Source organism: Marinarcus sediminis (SeqCode) (assembly GCF_048571275.1).
In the GTDB taxonomy this organism is placed as follows: domain Bacteria; phylum Campylobacterota; class Campylobacteria; order Campylobacterales; family Arcobacteraceae; genus Marinarcus; species Marinarcus sediminis.
On record NZ_CP182357.1, the window covers coordinates 901,323 to 919,624 of the forward strand.

An 18,302-nucleotide genomic window follows, 5' to 3' on the forward strand; every position below is an offset into this window, starting at 1 on the left:
ACCATCAGATGAAAATATTGTTAGCCCCAGCGGAGAGTAAAAATGAAGGGGGAAACGGAACGCCTTTTTGTAAAGAGAATTTTTGTTTTGAAGATCTTTTTTCGCACCGAGAGTTTATTCTTAATGAGTATGAAAATCATATTCAACAGTTAGATTTAGAGGCGTTAAGCCAATGGTTTGGCATCAAAAAAGAGCAAGATGTTATAAAATACTCGCATAGCTTAAAAGATAAACCTACCATGAAAGCCATTCAACGATACAATGGTGTTGCTTTTGATGCATTAGAGTATAACCAACTGGAATCTCATGCTCAAAACTACATAGATGACAATGTCATTCTTTTTTCCAACTTATTTGGTCCTTTGATGGCCAAGGATTTAATTCCCGATTACAAATACAAACAAGGGGCCAAACTTCCCAATGTGATGGTTGAAAAATATTACAGTGACCATTTTACCCATGCCTTGGATCTATTTTTGGGTGAAGAAATCATGGATTTAAGAGCCGGTTTTTATGAAAAATTTTATAAAGCAACTCATGCTAGTGTGATTACTCTAAAATTTATTAAAGAGGGCAAAGTGGTCAGCCATTGGGCAAAACACTATCGAGGTAAAGTGTTAAAGGAAATGGCAAAAAATGGTATAACAACCGTGAGTGAGTTCATGAATATGCCAATAGAGGGGTTAAAACTTATTGAAATTCAACAGAAAAAGAATATTAAACTACTTATCATGGATATTGTTTAATTTTATTGAGATGTTTATATTTTAAGTAATTCTTTTATAAAATGCAGGTCAAAACAATTTAAGGACAATGAATTGGCACTATTAGACAATGAAAAGTGCGTGTTGCCTTTGAGCAGCATTGCTGAACTTTTAAATACAAAAGTCAGAACACTCAAAATTTATGAAGATAAGGGACTGCTTCCTTGTAAAGAGAGCAGCATTAAAAAGTTATACTCAATCAATGATGTTAAAGTGATTGCTTTTGTACACTATTTAGCCAATATTAAAAAAATCAATGCCAATGGCATTAAATATATCTTAGAGATGGTCGAAAAAAATATGGACGAAAAAAACAGAAGTGAATTTCTCAATATTGTTGAATCTAAACTGGAAAATATTTCAAGTCAAGATATTCAAGATTTAGAATCTTTTTAAAAGAGAGGAGAAAGCACTCTCTTTTCTACTTCTTATTTATATTTTTCTACCCACCCTTTTAGAAAATACCAATTATCCTATGAATCCCCTATATAAACTACTTTAGTCTCCTTTAGCTCACTCTTCTTAAGCAATATTTAATCTTATATTAAGATTTTTATGTTATAAATTACTACATTTTATGTAAATATTTTACAGTTAATATGTAAAATATTTACATGCAATTATAAAAAAGTAAGGAGTAGCATGGAACATGAATTACATTTTAGAAAACCAACTAAATCTGATTTAAAAGAGATTTATACTTTGGTGTGTAAAAGTCAAGTTTTAGATGTGAATTCTGAATATCTCTATTTGTTACAAACAACTCATTTCAAAAACAGTTGTTGTGTTGCCGTTGAGAATAGTAAAGTTGTTGGTTTTGTCTCTGGTTATATCATCCCCGACAAACCCAATACGCTTTTTATTTGGCAAGTGGTTGTTCATGAAAAGCAAAGAGGTAAAAATCTTGCTTGTCAAATTATTGAAAATATTTTACAAGCAAAAGAGATGGTGGCAGTAGAGTATATCAATACAACAGTCTCTCCCAGTAATAAATCGTCACAAAGAGTTTTTCAGAAAATTGCAGAAAAGTTTAATACCAATATGAAAGCAAGCATTCTTTTTGAAAAAGAGGATTTTGTACATGGACATGAAGAAGAAGTGTTGTTTGAAATTGGACCAATAAATAAAGGAATAAAATGAGAATATTTGAAAAATTAGAATCGGAAGTAAGGGGATACATCAGAAGTTTCCCAACCATATTTACCAAAGCAAAAGGTTCTATTTTAACAGATGAACAAGGTGTAGAATATATTGATTTTTTTGCAGGTGCAGGAACACTGAATTATGGACACAACAATGAACATATCAGTAAAGCGTTAATTGAGTATCTGCAAGCTGATGGAATTGTTCATGGATTAGATATGGCTACAACTGCAAAAAAAGAGTTTTTGCAAACATTTGAAAACTTAATTTTAAAGCCAAGAAATTTAGAGTATAAAATTCAATTTACAGGACCTACTGGTACCAATGCCGTTGAAACTGCACTGAAACTGGCACGATTGGTTAAAGGAAGAAGCAACGTCGTTGCCTTCACCAATGGATATCATGGGTTATCTCAAGGATCATTGGCAGTAACAGGCAATAATGAGTACAGAGATGAGAGTTATATCAGTAGAACCAATGCCACCTTTATGCCTTTTGATGGTTATTTTGGCGATATGAATACTTTGACGTATTTTAGAAAGTTCTTAGAAGATGGCAGCAGTGGTGTTGATTTGCCTGCGGCTGTAATTTTAGAGACGATTCAAGGAGAGGGTGGAATTAATGTCTCCAGTGCTGCGTGGCTTCAAGAGTTAGAGTCTATTTGCCATGAGTTTGATATTTTATTGATTGTAGATGATATTCAAGTAGGTAATGGTCGAAGTGGCGAGTTTTTCTCTTTTGAGTTTGCAGGTATTACCCCTGATATGGTGACGTTGTCTAAATCAATTGGGGGTGGATTGCCTATGGCACTGCTTCTTTTTAAACCCCAACTTGATCAGTGGAAACCAGGGGAACATACGGGAACATTCAGGGGAAATAATTTGGCTTTTGTTGCTTCTAAAGTTTCGCTTGAACACTATTGGGAAAATGACAATATGTCAAAAGCGGTGAAATATAAAGAGAAAATCTTAAAAGAGACACTGGAAAAAATTGCTCAAAAGTATAAAGAGAATTATGAGATAAAAATCAGAGGTCGAGGTTTGGTCTATGGATTTGAGATTGTCAATGATACATCAATGGCAAGCGATATTTCAGCCTTAGCTTTTGAAGAGAGACTGATTATTGAAACGTGTGGAAGTGAAGGTCAAGTGGTCAAATTTTTACCTCCTTTACTTATTGACGAAGAGATTTTAGTTGAAGGATTGAAACGATTTGAAAAGGCAGTTGACCGATTGGTGCAAGACAGAAAAGAGAAATTAAGCGGAGAATTTTAATGATAGTAAGAGATATTAAAAAAGATGTTATGGGTACGTCAAAAGAGGTTCATGCTCATGAAGGACAATGGGTGAGCAGAAGAATGTTGTTAAAAGATGATGGCATGGGATTCTCATTTCATGAGACCATCATTAAAGCCAACACCAAAACACATATTCATTATCAAAACCATTTAGAAGCAGTTTATTGTGTGGCAGGGAATGGGAAAATTGAAGATTTAAAAACGGGGATTGTTCATGATATATATGATGGTGTGATGTATGCACTCAATGAACATGATGATCACAATTTATACGGGGGAACAGAAGACATGCGATTGATTTGCACATTTAATCCTCCCATTAAAGGAACCGAAAATCACGATGAAAACGGAGTCTACTCTTTAGAAGAGTAGATACTAAATAATTAAACAAAAAGGATCATTTATTCAATGAGACTCTTATCTTGGGGCATTGATAAAGCATTAATTAATCATTTACGTAAAGAAGAACTCTATATTTGTGATGTTGCAGAAGATGAATTGGATGCACTTTACCATTGTGAAGTTCGGTACTACAATGCCGTATTAATCACAACTCAAAATTTGCATGTGTGTAAACGTTTTTTAAAAATCATTAATGCTCAAACGTGTGCTTTTATAGTTGTGACAAGCAATAAAGATAAAGTCTTTGAGTTAGAATTGCTTCAGCAAGGAGCCCTTGATGTCATTCATGAACCCGTTTCCAATGAGCTTCTTTTTGCCAAATTGGAATCCATTCATCGAGAAAACTTTGTAACGCATTTTAATTTTAAGAACCATTTTATTATTGATAAAGTCAATAAAAAAGTGCTTGATGTGAATAATAAAGCCTTAAATATCAAAGGAAAATCTTTTGAGATTCTTTTTTATTTACTTAAAAATCGTCATCTGCCTGTAATCTCTAAAGATGAAATCATAGGCGTATTATGGGATGAACCTGAAATGGTTTCAAATAATATTGTTGAAGTCAATATCAATCTCATTCGTAATGAAATACGAAAGAGTTGTAATCTTGATATTGTTTCAACCATTCGTAATCGCGGCTATAAAGTTATTATGAATTCCTAAAAATAATCTCAAATGGTTTGAATGAAAAATAAGGAAAATAAACTATGATTGTATGTAAATTTGGAGGAAGTTCGGTGCAGAATCCTTCTCAAATTAAAAAAGTGTGTAACATTGTTTTAAGCAATAAAAAAAGAGAAGTTATCGTTGTCTCTGCCCCCGGTCGAGATGAAGAGTTTCATCAAAAAATTACCGATCATCTTCTCAATATTGTAACAGAGGGTTCTCATTTTAGGGAACATAATATCGATATCAGTAAAACTAAAAGTTATGCCGTTGTCATTAAAAAATTTAAAGATTTGTGTAAAGGCTTGGAGTTAAAAGAGGATGATTTTATTCCATTTTTAGAGAAAGATTTAACCCAATGTACGCTCAAAGCTGAAAAAAGAGAGGCTTTTTTTCTTTCTCGTGGTGAACACTATAATGCAAAAATCATCTGTGCGTATATGAAAAGAATTGGTTTGAATGCACACTTGAGTCTGCCTGAAGAGATAGGGTTTATTTTAAGCGAAGACTATTTGGATGGAAAAGTTCAAGCCCAAACCTATGAAAATGTCAAACACTATTTTAAGTTTGAGGAAGAAAAAATCTATATTGTCCCAGGATTTTACGGCATTACACTACAAAATGAGATTGCAGTTATGAGTCGTGGAGGAAGTGATTTAACCGGTGGTGAGTTGGCGTATGCGTTAGATTCTGACAGTTATGAAAATTGGACAGACACCAATGGCGTGTATGAAGTTGACCCCAGAATTATTCCAGAAGCCAACGTCATTCCTCGATTGACATTTAAAGAGTTACGACTTTTAAGTTCTAAAGGCTTTAATGTTTTTCACTTTAATGCCATGCTTAATTGTAAAAAAAGTAAAATCCCCATTCATATTAAAAATACCAATAACCCAGAACATGCAGGGACAATTATTATCAGTGAACGTGTACCCATGGAAGATTTGGTGGGAATTGCAAAACTTGATAACATGGCTTCCATCCATCTTCAAAAAGATATGTTGGGAGAAGAGATTGGTTTCAGTGCAGAGTTGTTGAAAATATTTGGTGAATTTGGCATTAATACCTATCATTATCCCACCGATAAAGACGATATTTCAATCCTAGTTGAGCAAGAAGATTTGCAAGGTAAAATCAATAATTTGCGACGTCAAATCGAAAAACGGCTTAAAACCGATCATCTGTTTGTGACGTATAATCTCTCTATTATTACGCTTGTGGGGATTGGATTAAAAGAGAATTCGTTTGCCATTGTAGATGCTATCAGTGCACTCAAAGAGAAAAACATCACCTTTGAAATGTTTGATATGAGTCCTTCAAAAATTTCATTTCATATTGGTGTTTCACAAACCATTTCTGATATTGCTTTGGAAATTTTACATGAAAAGATGCTGAATATAGGGTGCTAGATGAGAGATAAAGTGATTTTAAATATTTTAATATTTTTGGTTTTGATTTTGATTGCCGTGGTATGTGTTGGGGGTTATTTTATTTATCAAAATAACCAAATAAATCAAAATATACAGATTGAAACAACTCCGCAAGCAATGCCCATAAAACATCAAGAGTTATACAATGCATCGATTAATGATTTGGTATTGAATATCACAAGTGCAAAGGGACGATTAAAGTTAATGAAGTTCTCGTTTACATTAAAAAGTTCCGACTCCATGATTGAAGAGATGGTTCAAAACAATAAAGATGAAATCATTGATTTGGTGATTTCACTGATCAACCAAAGAAACAGTGAAGAGCTTTTAACCATTGGGGGACAACTTCTCTTAAAAGAGGATTTACTCGTTCAAATCAATCGCACAGTGAACTCTTGGAAAAATGAGTATACGCATATGAAAGAAAACAGCATAAAAAAGATTCTTTTTACCACTTTTGTGATGAAATAATATATACAAGTGCTTAATTAAAGACTATAATTAAATAAATATAATTGAAAGCAGTCCAATGAAATTAAGTGAGATGTTACACAAAACAGAGGGTAAAATATTTTTTGTCGGCGTGAGTTTGACCATATTGTCTTTTTTAGGCATTTTTTTCATATATTTGAATTCTGTTGAATTTGGAAGTCAGATTGTGGGTATCATTGGTACGCATCTTCTTTTTGGGCGAGCTGCTGGGCTGGCCTTTGGGTATGCTGTTCATTTGGGGCAGCTGGATATTATTGTTGTTAATATTCTCATTGAAGTGATTTTGGTTTTGCTCATTTATCCTCTTTTTGTCTTCTCTTATGAGAATCTTTTTGAAATAAAATTTTTGAATGCATTTTTTAGAAAAGTAGAAACCTTTAAAAATAATCATTATGATAAATTTGATCAATATGGAATTTATGGACTTTTTCTTTTTGTATGGCTTCCTTTTTGGATGACGGGTCCTGTTGTGGGAGCGATTATTGGTTTTTTAATTGGCTTACGACATCGCACAATCATTGTGGTTGTAACGTTAGGAACCTCTTTTGCCATTATTATTTGGGCACTGTTTTTAAATGAATTGAGCAGTTTTTTATTGACCTTTGGTTCAAGTGCCATTTGGGTTTTGTTGTTGATTATTGTTGCTGTTACACTTTTATTGAAATTAAAACGAAAAGACTAAACTGTTTTTTGGGCTGTTTTGGTTGTAATGTAAAGCGATAAAAACGCCAAGAGTGAGAAAAGACTTGAATATAAGAAGAGGTGCTCTCCATATAACCAACCAGCGATGATTGCACCTGTAAATCCACCTAATCCATACGCAACTCCATACATAAATTGTTGGGCGAGTTTTTTATTGGTATAGAGCGAATACAAATAGATAATCACAGAACTGTGGTAAAGCCCAAAAGAGAAAGCGTGCATCCCTTGTGTGAAAAATGTAATGGGTAAGGAGTCTGGGAACAGATATAAAAGTAACCACCGTAAAGTGGTCATGGCAATAGCAAATTTAATGATATTAAGCAAATTGTGTTTTAAAAGGGGTGCTTGAAAATAGAGCATCGCTATTTCACAAATGACACCAAATGACCACAGATAGGATGTCATCTCTAAACTGATACCATGTTCGGTTTCGTAAATGGTAAAGAAGTTATAAAATCCACCAAAACTCATCTGCATAAAAAACAGACTCAGCCAAAATGGCCAATATTTTAAAAATGAGAATTTTTCATGGATGATGGTATTATCCTCATGTTCAACATCAAACTTTAAAAGCAAGAGTGCAAAAAATACGGTCAAGATATTTGTTGCCAAATAGTAGTGCAAGGCAATAAAAGGTTCACTTAAAAATTTTGCAAGTACCAGTGAAATAAACATAAAACCAATAGAGCCATAAAGTCTTGATTTCCCATAACGCTCTTTGCCCAACTCTTTTAATGAAATTACTTCAATATAAGGTAAAATAAGACTCAAACAAACCCCTAAAATGGCATTGTTAACCATAAAAAGATAGAAGTTATTAATGGTAAAATAAAACAGCCCAGAAGAGACAATAGAGAGCAACAGTGCCGATTTAAACATTTGTTGATCGAGTTTTATGTGCTTTAAAAACAGAAATGGAGTTGCAAACCGCATCAGGGGTGCTAGAGCAAAAATTATTCCAATGTGTGCAGGCGAATACCCAATATCGTGTAAAACTTTGGGCAAGAAGATGATGTAAACACCCACCGCTGCAAAATAAAAAAAATAAAAAGAAGAGAGTTTAAAGAAAAACATTTAGTTAGGGGATGTTTGAATAACAAGGGTATGCGATACAACGTCTTGGAAAGTTTTTTTGTCTTTTCTAAAAAAGGGTAAAAAGGCCAATACTATTGTCATGGCACTGAATAAAAAGCAGAGATATCTTGCTGTGGCTTTGAGCAAAGATATTCTCTCTTTCGTTTTTTCATCGATGAGTTTTAAATTGTAAGCTCTTAATCCGGGAGTTTGACCTTTAATTACCCAAAAAATAATAATAATCAAACCATAAATCAAAGAGAGACTCCATCGGGCCTCTTCGTTTCCTTGAAAATCATCTTTTCCATTCATAAAAACATAGGTGGTCAAATAGGCTAAAGGCATCATTATCATAAACATATCGACAATAAAAGCCTTTATTCTAGGTGGAATGGGTGCGCAAATTTCCAATGTCAAAGTATTCTTTTGAGAACTCTTAGCGTTGGCTGTTTTTGTTTTGACATTTTCTCTTTTACGCATAAAGATTTAGTTTCCTCTGCTTCCTGGTTTGTAGGCAACGGAACCTGCTTTACATAAAGGGCATTCTTCTGGAGCATACATTTCAAATGTAAAATCATCAAGTGCAAAAAGAGGTTTATCAAGAGGCAATTTACAGTTTGCTTTGGCTTCTAAGTTGCTTCCAACTCTTGAACAAAATCCTCGGTTAGCCAATGCGGCATAAGCCACAATTTCCCCACCATCTTTTTCGATTTGTTTGGCAGCTTCTAAAGCACTTCCTCCCGTGGTAATAATATCTTCACAAATGATATATTTTTCACCTTGAGATACTTCAAATCCTCTACGAATGGTCATTTCGCCATCTACTCGTTCAGCAAAGATAAATCGAACATCTAACGCTGTTGCTAAAGCAAATCCAGCAATCAATCCACCCAATGCAGGTGAACAAACCGCATCGACTTGAATACCACTTGCTTTGATTTGTTTGGCCAATTCTTCTGCAAGTAATTTTGCCGTTTTTGGGTCTTCAAGCACTTTGGCTGATTGTAAATAAAATTTTGAGTGATTGCCACTGCTTAATTTAAAGTGCCCCTCTAGTAATGCCGATGCATCTTTGTATATTTGTTCTACATTCATATAATTTCCAATTAAACTTTTAAGATTTCAGCTTCTTTAGCTTTGAAGGTATCGTCTGCTTTTGCGATATAACCATCTGTGATTTTTTGTACTTCATCTTGTGCTCTTTTGTTTTCATCATCTGTAATGGCTTTATCTTTATGCAATACTTTTACTTTGTCATTGGCGTGTTTTCTTACATTCCGAATGGCAATTTTCGCATCATCTGTCATTGTTTTTGCTTGTTTTGCACTCTCTTTTCTTTGATCAACCGTCATTGGAGGGAAGAAGAGTTTAATCACTTCACCATCGTTGTTTGGATTTACTCCAATATTGGCATTTTGAATGGCTTTTTCGATTAAACCCAAAAGATTCTTTTCCCATGGGTTAATGACAATGGTAGTTGCATCGGGTGCAAGGACAGAACCTACTTGGTTTAATTCAGTCATTGTTCCGTAGTAATCAATTTTAACACCGTCTAAAACAGAAGTGGTCACTTTTCCTGTTCTTAATGTTTTGTAATCTCTTTTTAAAGCCTCAATAGACTTATCCATGTGCTCTTTTGCTTCTTGATAAATTTCATTTAACATTGTGTATTTCTCCTTAATTATTTGATTATGATTTGACTTGTAAGATGGTAGTAATCGGTGCTTAATATCACCCTTACTCTCTCTTTTTTAAGTTCTATGTTTACAATTTCGTCGATTATACCATTTTTAACTTTTATATCTCGCCAAACATCTCCTGTGACATAAAGTTTGATGCTCTTAATGGAGGGATCCACTTTGGCAACTACACGTTTCAGTATATTGTCTTTTGGGTACTCTTTGGGTTCCATCCATGTTGCTTCAAGCGTGGTGTACTTGAGTTTTTGTTTGATATTGACATTACCAACAAGTGCGATTCTGTTGATATCTAAAACATTTGATAACTCATTAACAGAACCACTGTTTTGATTTAAAATGGCATCAAAATTAAATTTTTTAATTTCATTAAATACTTTTTCATCGTATTCACCATAAGGGTAGACATAGATGGTGGGTTTGTATCCCAACTCTTTTTCATATTTGTCAAAGGCGATTTGAGTGTCTTTATAAATGGCTTCAGGGCTTAAGTGAGTAAGGTGAGCGTGTCCATATGAGTGCAAAGCAATGGTTCCATATTTGGCACTCTCTTTTATCTCATCCCAATTCATAAAGTCATTGTAATTTTTTTCAGTGGCTTTGACATAAACGGCTAACGTAAAAGGGAAGTTGTATTTTTTAAAAATAGGCAGACCGTTCGTATAAAAACTTTTATATGAATCATCAATGGTTAATGCGACCCAATTGTCAGGAATTTTTTCTTTTTGATTGAGTTTTTTAATCATCTCTTCAATTTTGACAACTTTGTAGCCATTGTCATTGAAATATTGAAACTCTTTTTCTAATTCTTGAAGGGTTGTATTGGTACTTGCATGTTTGTCATCACCAAAACGATGATAGACAAAAATATGCGCATTGGCTAACACATAGAGGTACGAAATAGCTAGAAGGAGTAAAACTCTCATATCTAACTACTAAGTAAATTATTTATTAATTGGAGCAGCAGGTGCGTCAGGAGCAGCTGGTGCAGTTTGAGTTTGTGTTGATACCGGCGTTGAAGGAACTAAAGCTTCTGGTTGAACCAAGTCAACAGCACTTTGTAGTCTTTGTTCGTTGTATGTATATCCAAGTAAAAGAGTATTTAAAACAAAAACCAAACCAATAACCATTGTAGCTTTTGTCAAAAAATTACCTGGACCTTTTGCTCCAAATAAAGACTCATTACTACCGCTGTATGCTCCAAGCCCAATGCTTGAACTCTTTTGAAGTAAAACAGTAATTGTTAAAATAATCGCTAAAATAAATTGAACTACTAAAAGTGTAGATGCCATATTTAATTTCCTTTTTGAAAAATGGTCTGTATTTTACCCAAAATTTATTAAAAAGAAGTTAAGATGCTGCTTATGTCAAAACAAAACCAATTCTGCAAATATGCCAATGAGTACAACTCTTATAATATCATTCAACAAATTATTGCCAAATCTTTAGTTCGAGATATTACATCTGAACCTAAAAGAGTTTTAGAGTTGGGGTGTGGCTCAGGACAAGTGTATAAATACATCAATTGGGAGTTAGATTACTATAAAGCCATTGATGCTTCAGAATCGATGTGCTCGCTTCATCCTAAAGGAAAACACATTTGTGTGGAGTGCCATGATTTTGATACACAAGCATTTATAGACTCCATCAAAAATGAACAATTTGATTTGGTTTTATCTTCCTCTGCTTTACAATGGTCAAAAGATTTATCAAAAATTACACAACTGTTGTCTTCTATTTCACCGGAAGTTAATGCGGTATTGTTTACTTCTAATACATTTAAAACCATTCAAAAAATATCGGAAAATTCTTCCCCTATTTTAGATGAGATGACAATTAAAGAGGCATTTAATGCATTTTTTGAGTGTGAGTTTGAAGTCATAAACTACAATTTAGAGTTTGACAATAAAAAAGACCTTTTTGATTACATTAAAAAATCAGGCGTAAGTGGAGAGAGTACACTCTCTTTTTCCCAAGCAAAACAGTTGTATAAAGCGTATGATTTAAACTATTTAGAGTTTGAAGTGATTTTTGTTAAAGCTTTTTCTAAATCATAAAGTTCATATCGTATATATTTAAATACTTCACTGCTATTATTTTTTTCCAGTTTACAAACTTCTTCAAGTACTCTAGAACTCTCTTGAGCTCTTTTAAAGTTGGCTATTAATATAGAATTTAAATCATCTCTACTTTTCTCAGAGCTTGTTGTCTCTTTGAGGACATCGTTTTTTATGTCCCTTGAATCTAAAAGTTCATCGTATATGGCTATTCTTGATTTGTGTCTTAACTCTTTGAGTTTTGATGCAATTGTTTTGTCATTGTAAATGTATCTGAAGATATCTTCAACAACTCGAATTCCTTCCCTTAGTCGGTTCAAGTTAGCATCAACGAGTCTGAGGTTATTGTTGTTCATGTGCAGTATGAACTTAACTCCAAAAAGGAGTTAAGTTTTTTAATCGTCGTTATTAAAAATACCAAGTATTTGTAAAAGAGATATAAATAGATTAAAGAAATCTAAATACAGAGCAATGGCTGCTTCAATTGGAGTTGAAAAACCACCTTTAATGATTTGTTGTGTATCGTATAAAATAAATGCAGAAAAAATTAATGCACCAAACATAGCAATACCCAACTGTAATAAAGGTGCTTGGATAAATATGTTTGAAATTGACCCCACAATCAAAATAATTAAAGCAATAAAAAGCATTTTCCCCATTGAAGAGAAATCTCTTTTTGTTGTTAAGGCAAACATTGATATCCCACCAAAAGCAACTGAAGTCATTAAAAATGCTTGAGCAACGATTGATGCACCACCTGGCATATTAAACACAGATGCCAACAGAGGAGTGATAGTTAACCCACTCATAAAGGTAAATCCAAATAAAACAGCTAAGTTAATACCTGGTTTATTTTTAACAGCAAAGAGTCCAAAAAGTAAAACAAATTCTAAAATGACCAATCCCCAATACCAACTGGCAATTGTTGATACCATATCTAAACCGATATATGCACCTGCAGTTGCAGCAAGCAGAGAACCTGCAAATAATTGATAGGTTGATTTTAAAAAGCTCATCAATTGTACTTGTGAACTCTCATGTACACGTTCTTGTGAATTGTTATGAGACAAATAATCTCTATTATACATAAGCATCCTTTCTTTGTTATGATATATAAAATGAAATTCTATAATCTTCCCCTTAATAAAAGCTTTAAGGTTCCAAATTAAGTTTTAAAAATAATAAACAAGCATTCATTCATGCTATGGCTATACAATGTATAACACAATCTTTATTTTTAAACATATAAAATCAGATGAATAATAGCGGATTTAAACTGAAAATTGAATACAAAAATGAGACAAACCCAAACTTTCCAAATTTAAGTAAAAGTTAAGAGGAAGGGCTTGACAAAGGGTAAAAAATTGTCTATAATTCCCGTCCAATTTCAGAGGAACTGGAGATAAGTTCTGAAGGGATTAAGTTCTTTAAAATAAATGGTTAGAGAAGATATAATCTTTGTAAACCGAATATATACTTAAAACAAAAAGAAGAATAGAAGAATTCTTCGTCTAAACAATGAGTGATAATTTTGTAATAAAATACAAAAATGTCAGTTTCAAACGAACATAATTTATGGAGAGTTTGATCCTGGCTCAGAGTGAACGCTGGCGGCGTGCTTAACACATGCAAGTCGAACGAGAACGGATTTAAGCTTGCTTAAATTGTCAGCTAAGTGGCGCACGGGTGAGTAATATATAGGTAACGTGCCCTAGAGAAGAGGATAACAGTTGGAAACGATTGCTAAGACTCTATATGCCTTTATCACAAAAGTGAGCAAGGGAAATATTTATAGCTCTAGGATCGGCCTGTACGGTATCAGTTAGTTGGTGAGGTAATGGCTCACCAAGACAATGACACCTAACTGGTTTGAGAGGATGATCAGTCACACTGGAACTGAGACACGGTCCAGACTCCTACGGGAGGCAGCAGTGGGGAATATTGCACAATGGACGAAAGTCTGATGCAGCAACGCCGCGTGGAGGATGACACATTTCGGTGCGTAAACTCCTTTTATATAGGAAGATAATGACGGTACTATATGAATAAGCACCGGCTAACTCCGTGCCAGCAGCCGCGGTAATACGGAGGGTGCAAGCGTTACTCGGAATCACTGGGCGTAAAGAGCGTGTAGGCGGGTTAATAAGTTTGAAGTGAAATCCAATGGCTCAACCATTGAACTGCTTTGAAAACTGTTAACCTAGAATATGGGAGAGGTAGATGGAATTTCTGGTGTAGGGGTAAAATCCGTAGAGATCAGAAGGAATACCGATTGCGAAGGCGATCTACTGGAACATTATTGACGCTGAGACGCGAAAGCGTGGGGAGCAAACAGGATTAGATACCCTGGTAGTCCACGCCCTAAACGATGCACACTAGTTGTTGCCATGCTAGACATGGCAGTAATGCAGTTAACACATTAAGTGTGCCGCCTGGGGAGTACGGTCGCAAGATTAAAACTCAAAGGAATAGACGGGGACCCGCACAAGCGGTGGAGCATGTGGTTTAATTCGACGATACGCGAAGAACCTTACCTGGCCTTGACATAGTAGGAACTTTCCAGAGATGGATTGGTGCTAGCTTGCTAGAACCTACATACAGGTGCTGCACGGCTGTCGTCAGCTCGTGTCGTGAGATGTTGGGTTAAGTCCCGCAACGAGCGCAACCCTCGTGATTAGTTGCTAACAGTTCGGCTGAGAACTCTAATCAGACTGCCTACGCAAGTAGGAGGAAGGTGAGGACGACGTCAAGTCATCATGGCCCTTACGGCCAGGGCTACACACGTGCTACAATGGGGTACACAAAGAGCTGCAATACGGTGACGTGGAGCAAATCTCAAAAATGCCTCCCAGTTCGGATTGTAGTCTGCAACTCGACTACATGAAGTTGGAATCGCTAGTAATCGTAGATCAGCAATGCTACGGTGAATACGTTCCCGGGTCTTGTACTCACCGCCCGTCACACCATGGGAGTTGAATTCATTCGAAGCGGGGATGCTAAAGTAGCTACCTTCCACAGTGGATTTAGCGACTGGGGTGAAGTCGTAACAAGGTAACCGTAGGAGAACCTGCGGTTGGATCACCTCCTTTCAGAGAAGACTTAAGTCATTTGTTTGACTTAAGCAAATTAAGTATATGTTCGGTTTATAAAGATTATAGAAGTAAGTTGGTTAAATGGGCCTATAGCTCAGCTGGCTAGAGCGCTCGACTGATAATCGTGAGGTCACAGGTTCAAGTCCTGTTAGGCCCACCATTTTTAAGCTTACATGTAACCTTAAAGTATGTAAATGTGGGGAATTAGCTCAGCTGGGAGAGCGCCTGCCTTGCACGCAGGAGGTCAGCGGTTCGATCCCGCTATTCTCCACCATTTTCACAACATAAATCAAAGAATTTTTAGAGACCAAATATAAGTTTTACAAGAGGTAAGATTTATATTTGGTTTGTAAAAGGATCAAAAGTTATTTAAAAACATAATGTTAAAAGTCTTTAATTTTTCCATATGAGTAGAAGAAATTCTGTTTGTATAAGAAAGAAAAAAAACACAACTTTTTTATTAAATATGTAATGTATTTAATAAGATAGTAGCCAAGGAATAATTATTCAAAAAAGGTGAAGTAATTTAATTACTTTATTATCAAATAAGCTATTAAGGGCTAATGGTGGATGCCTAGACTGTAAGAGGCGATGAAGGACGTATTAGGCTGCGATAAGCCTCGGGGAGCTGCCAAAGAGCTTTGATCCGGGGATTTCCGAATGGGGCAACCCAATATGGTGAGAGCTGTATTACCCTGCGGGGGGCGAACCTGGCGAAGTGAAACATCTCAGTAGCCAGAGGAAGAGAAATCAAAAGAGATTCCCAAAGTAGCGGCGAGCGAAATGGGATTAGGGCAAACCCAATGCTTGCATTGGGGGTTGTAGGACCAAGATGTGAGACTTAAGAGAATAGATGAGTAAGTTGGAAAGCTTAAGCATAGAAGGTGATACTCCTGTAATCAAAATTCTCAAGAGCTCTATTGGTATCCTGAGTAGGACGGAACACGTGATATTTTGTCTGAATCTGGGGGGACCACCCTCCAACCCTAAATACTACTTACAGATCGATAGTGAACAAGTACCGTGAGGGAAAGGTGAAAAGTACTCCAGCGAGGAGAGTGAAATAGAACCTGAAACCATTAGCTTACAATCATTCGGAGCCCTATGATTTATCAGGGTGACGGACTGCCTTTTGCATAATGAGCCTGCGAGTTGTGGTGTCTGGCAAGGTTAAGTCAAGTACGAAGCCGTAGCGAAAGCGAGTCTTAATAGGGCGAATTAGTCAGATGCTGCAGACCCGAAACGAAGTGATCTATCCATGGGCAGGTTGAAGCTGGTGTAAGAGCCAGTGGAGGACCGAACCGATGGGCGTTGAAAAGCCCCCGGATGACCTGTGGATAGGGGTGAAAGGCCAATCAAACTTCGTGATAGCTGGTTCTCTCCGAAATATATTTAGGTATAGCGTTGTGTCGTAACATATGGGGGTAGAGCACTGATTGGGCTAGGGCTGCTTACCGCGGTACCAAACCCTGTCAAACTCCGAATACCATATGTGTAATCACAGCAGTCAGGCGGTGGGTGATAAAATCCATCGTCGAGAGGGGAACAACCCAGACTAACAGCTAAGGTCCCAAAGTCATATCTAAGTGGAAAACGATGTGGAGTTACTGTGACAACCAGGAGGTTGGCTTAGAAGCAGCCATCCTTTAAAGAAAGCGTAACAGCTCACTGGTCTAGTGATTCTGCGCGGAAAATATAACGGGGCTAAGATATGCACCGAAGCTTTAGACTTGGATTTATCCAAGTGGTAGGAGAGCGTTCTATTCAGCGTTGAAGGTATACCGACAAGGAGTGCTGGAGCGGATAGAAGTGAGCATGCAGGCATGAGTAGCGATAATTAAGGTGAGAATCCTTAACGCCGAAAACCCAAGGTTTCCTACGCGATGCTCGTCATCGTAGGGTTAGTCGGGTCCTAAGTCGAGTCCGAAAGGGGTAGACGATGGCAAATTGATTAATATTTCAATACCAACAATTAAGCGCGATGTGGGGACGCATAGAGTTAGTCGAGGTCACTGATGGAATAGTGGCTCGAAGGATGTAGGTTGATACTTAGGCAAATCCGGGTATCGTTAGACCGAGATCTTACAGGCCGAATAATCCTTTCGGGGAGCATTTGGAATCGATGATACTGTCGTGCCAAGAAAAGCCACTAAGTATATTAATTGTTGCCCGTACCGTAAACCGACACAGGTAGGTGGGATGAGTATTCTAAGGCGCGTGGAAGAACCCTGGTTAAGGAACTCTGCAAACTAGCACCGTATCTTCGGTATAAGGTGTGCCTACTATTGTATATGGACTTGCTCCAAAAAGCGATAGAGGTTGCAACAAAGAGTCCCTCCCGACTGTTTACCAAAAACACAGCACTTTGCTAACTCGTAAGAGGATGTATAAGGTGTGACGCCTGCCCGGTGCTCGAAGGTTAACTGATGATGTCAGCGTAAGCGAAGCATTTGATTGAAGCCCGAGTAAACGGCGGCCGTAACTATAACGGTCCTAAGGTAGCGAAATTCCTTGTCGGTTAAATACCGACCTGCATGAATGGCGTAACGAGATGGGAGCTGTCTCAACCAGGGATCCAGTGAAATTGTAGTGGAGGTGAAAATTCCTCCTACCCGCGGAAAGACGGAAAGACCCCGTGCACCTTTACTACAGCTTGACACTGTAGCTTGGATATTCATGTGCAGGATAGGTGGGAGGCTTTGATTACTAGACGCAAGTAGAGTATGAGCCATCCTTGAGATACCACCCTTGAATATTTGAGTTACTAACTGGGACGAGTTAACCTCGTTCAGGACAATGTCTGGTGGGTAGTTTGACTGGGGCGGTCGCCTCCTAAAAAGTAACGGAGGCTTACAAAGGTTAGTTCAAAGCGGATGGAAATCGCTTGTTGAGTATAATGGCATAAACTAGCCTGACTGTGAGACATACAAGTCGAACAGAGACGAAAGTCGGTCATAGTGATCCGGTGGTTCTGTGTGGAAGGGCCATCGCTCAAAGGATAAAAGGTACGCCGGGGATAACAGGCTGATCTCCCCCAAGAGCTCACATCGACGGGGAGGTTTGGCACCTCGATGTCGGCTCATCGCATCCTGGGGCTGGAGCAGGTCCCAAGGGTATGGCTGTTCGCCATTTAAAGCGGTACGCGAGCTGGGTTCAGAACGTCGTGAGACAGTTCGGTCCCTATCTTCCGTGGGCGTAGGAAAGTTGAAGAGATTTGTCCCTAGTACGAGAGGACCGGGATGAACGTACCACTGGTGTACCAATTGTTCTGCCAAGAGCATCGTTGGGTAGCTACGTACGGATGTGATAAGAGCTGAAAGCATCTAAGCTCGAAGCCAACTCTAAGATGAACTTTCCCTGAAGATCCCAGCAAGACTAGCTGGTTGATAGGCTGGATGTGTAAGCGATGTAAGTCGTTTAGCTGACCAGTACTAATAGATCGTTTGGCTTATTTTTATATTTCTTGGTTTACTATCTTATTAAGTA

Annotated in this window: 18 protein-coding genes, 2 tRNA genes and 2 rRNA genes; 14 read left to right on the forward strand and 8 right to left on the reverse strand. The window is 36.8% G+C overall.

The window, feature by feature from the left end:
* Positions 1-8 precede the first annotated feature (8 nt).
* The 9 genes from ACNI3C_RS04635 (at position 9) to ACNI3C_RS04675 (ending at position 6,876) form a co-directional block, all read left to right on the forward strand.
* The gene (locus ACNI3C_RS04635) at positions 9-746 is read left to right on the forward strand and encodes a YaaA family protein (RefSeq protein WP_419771085.1); all 738 of its coding nucleotides are present in this window, start codon (positions 9-11) and stop codon (positions 744-746) included.
* A 72-nt stretch (positions 747-818) separates the two neighbouring features.
* Positions 819-1,160 (forward strand): MerR family transcriptional regulator, encoded by a 342-nt coding sequence (locus tag ACNI3C_RS04640; RefSeq protein WP_419771086.1) that lies wholly within the window; start codon positions 819-821, stop codon positions 1,158-1,160.
* 246 nt (positions 1,161-1,406) lie between these two features.
* Positions 1,407-1,904, forward strand: coding sequence for a diaminobutyrate acetyltransferase (ectA, locus tag ACNI3C_RS04645; protein ID WP_419771087.1), 498 nt, complete (start codon positions 1,407-1,409; stop codon positions 1,902-1,904).
* Complete coding sequence (ectB, locus tag ACNI3C_RS04650; RefSeq protein ID WP_419771088.1) at positions 1,901-3,181, forward strand: diaminobutyrate--2-oxoglutarate transaminase; 1,281 nt, start codon at positions 1,901-1,903, stop codon at positions 3,179-3,181. Before ectA ends, ectB begins: the two co-directional genes overlap by 4 nt.
* Complete coding sequence (locus ACNI3C_RS04655; protein WP_419771089.1) at positions 3,181-3,576, forward strand: ectoine synthase; 396 nt, start codon at positions 3,181-3,183, stop codon at positions 3,574-3,576. Before ectB ends, ACNI3C_RS04655 begins: the two co-directional genes overlap by 1 nt.
* A 36-nt stretch (positions 3,577-3,612) precedes the next feature.
* The gene (locus ACNI3C_RS04660; RefSeq protein ID WP_419771090.1) at positions 3,613-4,269 is read left to right on the forward strand and encodes a winged helix-turn-helix transcriptional regulator; all 657 of its coding nucleotides are present in this window, start codon (positions 3,613-3,615) and stop codon (positions 4,267-4,269) included.
* A 44-nt stretch (positions 4,270-4,313) separates the two neighbouring features.
* A complete protein-coding gene (locus ACNI3C_RS04665) occupies positions 4,314-5,681 on the forward strand; it encodes an aspartate kinase (protein WP_419771091.1) in 1,368 nt (455 codons plus the stop codon).
* The gene (locus tag ACNI3C_RS04670) at positions 5,682-6,173 is read left to right on the forward strand and encodes a flagellar basal body-associated FliL family protein (RefSeq protein ID WP_419771092.1); all 492 of its coding nucleotides are present in this window, start codon (positions 5,682-5,684) and stop codon (positions 6,171-6,173) included.
* A 58-nt stretch (positions 6,174-6,231) separates the two neighbouring features.
* Positions 6,232-6,876 carry a small multi-drug export protein gene (locus ACNI3C_RS04675; protein WP_419771093.1) on the forward strand — a complete coding sequence of 215 codons (645 nt, stop codon included), beginning with the start codon at positions 6,232-6,234 and terminating at the stop codon, positions 6,874-6,876.
* Here ACNI3C_RS04675 and ACNI3C_RS04680 read toward each other — a convergent pair.
* The 6 genes from ACNI3C_RS04680 to secG are packed head-to-tail and all read right to left on the reverse strand — an operon-like array spanning position 6,873 to position 10,959.
* Positions 6,873-7,970 carry an MFS transporter gene (locus ACNI3C_RS04680; protein WP_419771094.1) on the reverse strand — a complete coding sequence of 366 codons (1,098 nt, stop codon included), beginning with the start codon at positions 7,968-7,970 and terminating at the stop codon, positions 6,873-6,875. The two genes, ACNI3C_RS04675 and ACNI3C_RS04680, sit on opposite strands and share 4 nt — an antisense overlap.
* Positions 7,971-8,450, reverse strand: coding sequence for an RDD family protein (locus ACNI3C_RS04685; protein ID WP_419771095.1), 480 nt, complete (start codon positions 8,448-8,450; stop codon positions 7,971-7,973).
* Between the two features lie 6 nt (positions 8,451-8,456).
* Positions 8,457-9,065, reverse strand: coding sequence for an orotate phosphoribosyltransferase (gene pyrE, locus ACNI3C_RS04690; protein ID WP_419771096.1), 609 nt, complete (start codon positions 9,063-9,065; stop codon positions 8,457-8,459).
* An 11-nt stretch (positions 9,066-9,076) separates the two neighbouring features.
* Positions 9,077-9,634 carry a ribosome recycling factor gene (gene frr / locus ACNI3C_RS04695; protein ID WP_419771097.1) on the reverse strand — a complete coding sequence of 186 codons (558 nt, stop codon included), beginning with the start codon at positions 9,632-9,634 and terminating at the stop codon, positions 9,077-9,079.
* A 17-nt stretch (positions 9,635-9,651) separates the two neighbouring features.
* Positions 9,652-10,593 (reverse strand): polysaccharide deacetylase family protein, encoded by a 942-nt coding sequence (locus ACNI3C_RS04700; protein ID WP_419771098.1) that lies wholly within the window; start codon positions 10,591-10,593, stop codon positions 9,652-9,654.
* 18 nt (positions 10,594-10,611) lie between these two features.
* The gene (gene secG / locus ACNI3C_RS04705) at positions 10,612-10,959 is read right to left on the reverse strand and encodes a preprotein translocase subunit SecG (RefSeq protein WP_419771099.1); all 348 of its coding nucleotides are present in this window, start codon (positions 10,957-10,959) and stop codon (positions 10,612-10,614) included.
* Positions 10,960-11,031: 72 nt separating this feature from the next.
* Here secG and ACNI3C_RS04710 point away from each other — a divergent pair, with 72 nt between their 5' ends.
* Positions 11,032-11,724, forward strand: a complete 693-nt coding sequence (locus ACNI3C_RS04710; protein ID WP_419771100.1) for a methyltransferase domain-containing protein — start codon at positions 11,032-11,034, stop codon at positions 11,722-11,724.
* Here the strand turns inward: ACNI3C_RS04710 and ACNI3C_RS04715 are convergent.
* Together ACNI3C_RS04715 and ACNI3C_RS04720 are read right to left on the reverse strand one after the other, a co-directional pair.
* Positions 11,676-12,080, reverse strand: a complete 405-nt coding sequence (locus ACNI3C_RS04715; RefSeq protein WP_419771101.1) for a thiamine-phosphate pyrophosphorylase — start codon at positions 12,078-12,080, stop codon at positions 11,676-11,678. The genes ACNI3C_RS04710 and ACNI3C_RS04715 overlap by 49 nt on opposite strands.
* Before the next feature lie 39 nt (positions 12,081-12,119).
* Positions 12,120-12,812, reverse strand: coding sequence for a Bax inhibitor-1/YccA family protein (locus ACNI3C_RS04720; RefSeq protein ID WP_419771102.1), 693 nt, complete (start codon positions 12,810-12,812; stop codon positions 12,120-12,122).
* A gap of 484 nt (positions 12,813-13,296) precedes the next feature.
* On the opposite strand from ACNI3C_RS04720, the gene ACNI3C_RS04725 reads away from it, so the two are divergent.
* From ACNI3C_RS04725 to ACNI3C_RS04740, 4 genes are all read left to right on the forward strand, one after another.
* Positions 13,297-14,813: ribosomal RNA gene (locus ACNI3C_RS04725) — 16S ribosomal RNA — on the forward strand.
* Positions 14,814-14,899: 86 nt separating this feature from the next.
* A tRNA-Ile gene (locus ACNI3C_RS04730) sits at positions 14,900-14,976 on the forward strand.
* A gap of 38 nt (positions 14,977-15,014) precedes the next feature.
* A tRNA-Ala gene (locus ACNI3C_RS04735) sits at positions 15,015-15,090 on the forward strand.
* A 269-nt stretch (positions 15,091-15,359) separates the two neighbouring features.
* Positions 15,360-18,272: ribosomal RNA gene (locus ACNI3C_RS04740) — 23S ribosomal RNA — on the forward strand.
* Together the 16S and 23S rRNA genes with 2 tRNA genes alongside form the textbook arrangement of a ribosomal RNA operon.
* Positions 18,273-18,302: the final 30 nt, after the last annotated feature.